The organism is Pseudomonas gingeri, from assembly GCF_013386165.1.
Classification (GTDB): domain Bacteria; phylum Pseudomonadota; class Gammaproteobacteria; order Pseudomonadales; family Pseudomonadaceae; genus Aquipseudomonas; species Aquipseudomonas gingeri_C.
This window is the reverse complement of record NZ_JACAOS010000032.1, coordinates 4242-7443: the sequence shown is the minus strand read 5'-3', so window position 1 is coordinate 7443 and position 3202 is coordinate 4242. Positions and strand designations below refer to the sequence as shown.

Sequence of the window (3202 nt, the reverse complement as noted above, 5' to 3'; positions counted from 1 at the left end):
AAAACCTGTTCGAGAAAACCGGTGTCCAACGCCTGTGCAACCTCTACGGCCCGTCGGAAACCACCACCTACTCAAGCTGGGTGGCGATGGACCGTGAAGAGGGTTTTGCGCCGCATATCGGTAAGCCGGTCGGCAACACCCAGTTCTACCTGCTGGACGAACAGCAACAACCGGTCCCACTGGGCGTCCCGGGTGAAATCTACATCGGCGGCGCCGGTGTGGCCCGAGGCTACCTGAACCGCGATGACCTGACCGCCGAACGTTTCCTCAACGACCCGTTCAGCCAGGATGCTTCGGCGCGCATGTACCGCACCGGCGATCTCGGCCGCTACCTGCCAGACGGCAATATCGAATACCTGGGCCGTAACGACGACCAGGTGAAGATCCGTGGTTTCCGTATCGAACTGGGCGAAATCGATGCCCGTCTGGCCAAACACCCGGCCATCCACGAAGCGGTGGTCACGGCTCGCGAAGACATCCCGGGCGACAAGCGTCTGGTGGCTTATTACACCTTGTCTGCCGAGCACTCCTCGGTCGATATCATCAGCCTGCGTCATCATCTGCAGGAAACACTTCCGGAGTACATGGTCCCGGCCATCTACGTTGCACTGGACAAGCTGCCGCTGACCCCGAACGGCAAGCTGGATCGCAAGGCCCTGCCGGCCCCGGACCTTGATGAGGTGATCAGTCGCGGCTACGAGGCCCCACAGGGTGAAACCGAAATTACCCTGGCCCGGATCTGGGCCGACTTGCTCAAGGTCGATCGGGTGGGGCGTCATGACCATTTCTTCGAACTGGGCGGGCACTCGTTATTGGCCGTGAGCCTGATCGGGCGCATGCGCCAGGCGGGCTTGAGCGCCGATGTGCGGGTGCTGTTCGGCCAACCGACCTTGGCGGCGTTGGCTGCTGCCGTGGGCGGCGGGACGGAAGTCGTGGTGCCGGCCAACATCATCCCCGAGGGTTGTGAACGCATCACCCCGGATATGCTGCCACTGATCAGTCTGACCCAGGCGCAGATCGACCGGGTGGTGGCGAACGTGCCGGGTGGCGCGGCGAACGTGCAGGATATCTATCCGCTGGCGCCATTGCAGGAAGGCATTCTCTATCACCATATCAGTGCCGAGCAGGGCGATCCCTATACTCTGAAAGCGCTGTTCGGCCTACGGGACCGGGCGCGGCTGGACGATTTCAGCCGCGCCTTGCAAGGGGTGATCAGCCGTCACGATATCTTGCGCACGGCGGTACTCTGGGAAGGTCTTGACGAGCCGTTGCAAGTGGTCTCGCGTCGAGCTGAACTGGACGTCAGTGAACTGTTCCTGGACCCTGCGGACGGCCCGCTGGCGGATCAGTTGCACCAGCGCTTCGATCCCCGGCATTACCGCTTCGATGTGCGTCAGGCGCCGTTGATCCGGATTGCCTTTGCCCATGATCCAGTCCATGACCGCTGGCTGGCGATGTTGCTGTTTCATCACTTGGTCAACGACGCCACCTCGTTGAACGTGGTGATAGATGAAATCCGCGTACACCTGCTTGACCAGGCCCACACCCTGGGTGAAGCGGTGCCGTACCGCAACTATGTGGCCCAGGCACGCCTGGGTGTCAGTGAGGCACAGCACGAGGCGTTTTTCCGTGGGATGCTCGGTGATATCGACGAGCCAACGCTGCCGTTCGGCTTGCAGGATGTGCAGGCTGGCGGATGGGATATCGAAGATGCCCGGTTGACCTTGACCGCCGAGCTGAACCTGCGCCTGCGGGCCCGGGCCCGGCAGGCCGGTGTCAGCGTCGCGAGTTTGATGCACCTGGCCTGGGCACGGGTGCTGAGCAGAGTTTCGGGGCGCGAACAGGTGGTGTTCGGTACGGTTCTGTTGGGTCGGATGCAGGCCGGCGAGGGTGCCGAGCGGGCCTTGGGCATGTTTATCAACACCTTGCCGTTGCGCGTCGATGTCGGGGCACAAACGGTGGCCGAGGCGCTCAAGGCGACCCACGGACAACTGACCGCACTGCTAGGGCATGAACACGCCCCGCTGGTGCTGGCCCAGCGTTGCAGCGGCGTGGCCGCGCCGACACCGTTGTTCAGTTCGCTGCTCAATTACCGGCATAGCGCCGTGGCCGAGGTCACGCCGGAGCAAGAGGCGGCGTGGCACGGGATTGAAGCCTTCGGTACCGAGGAGCACACCAATTACCCGCTGACCCTGGATATCGACGACCTGGGCAATGCTTTCAACCTGACGGTGCTGGTCACCGGCGAAGTCGGCGCCCGACGTGTCTGTGGCTATATGCAGACCGCACTGGAAAGCCTGGTGGAGGCACTGGAGCACAGGCCGCAGGCGGCGTTGAACAGCCTGTCGATCATGCCCGACGACGAGCGCGAGCAGTTGCTGGTAGGCTTTAATGACACGGCGCTGGAGTATCCGCAGGCGCAGACCGTGCATGGTCTGTTTGAGGCGCAGGTGGCGCGTACGCCGGAGGCTTTGGCGGTGGTTCATGGCGAACAGCGCCTGAGCTATCGCGAACTCAATGAGCAGGCCAACCGTTTGGCCCATGCGTTGCGCAAGCAGGGCGTGCAGCCGGATTCGCGGGTGGGGATCTGTGTTGAGCGTGGGGCCGAGATGGTTGTCGGTTTGCTGGCGATCCTCAAGGCGGGCGGCGGTTATGTGCCGCTTGATCCAGCTTATCCGGTAGAACGGATTGCCTATATGTTGCAGGACAGTGCTCCAGCGGCGGTCTTGGCACAAACGGCTACCCAGGATCTGTTGGCGGGCGTTTCGGTGCCCGTGATCAATCTCGACCAGGGCACCTGGCAGGACGAATCCGTCCAGAATCCGCAGGTTCCTGGGCTGACTTCGGCGCATCTGGCTTATTTGATCTACACCTCGGGTTCGACCGGTCTGCCGAAGGGCGTGATGATCGAACACCGCAACACCGTGAACTTCCTGACCTGGGCCCACGCCGCCTTTGATCACGCGGCTTTGCAGACTCACACAAACCTGATGGCGTCCGGTCAGGCGGTGCAAGACTCACGGGCCCCATCGCGAGCAAGCTTGCTCCTACAGGGATCGGGTTCGGCCTTGAGTCAGACGTTGTTCTCGACTTCGCTGAACTTTGACCTGGCGGTGTATGAGTGTTTTGCACCTCTGACCTCGGGCGGCAGTATCGAGGTGGTGAAAAACGTTCTGGAACTGCAACACGGCGAACACGATAT

At 62.1% G+C, this 3202-nt stretch carries 1 protein-coding gene; it reads left to right on the top strand.

Annotated features, from left to right (window positions below; translation table 11 throughout):
* Positions 1-3202: AMP-binding protein (locus HX866_RS34535; RefSeq protein WP_305729598.1), on the top strand; the 3202-nt coding region annotated here is incomplete at both ends.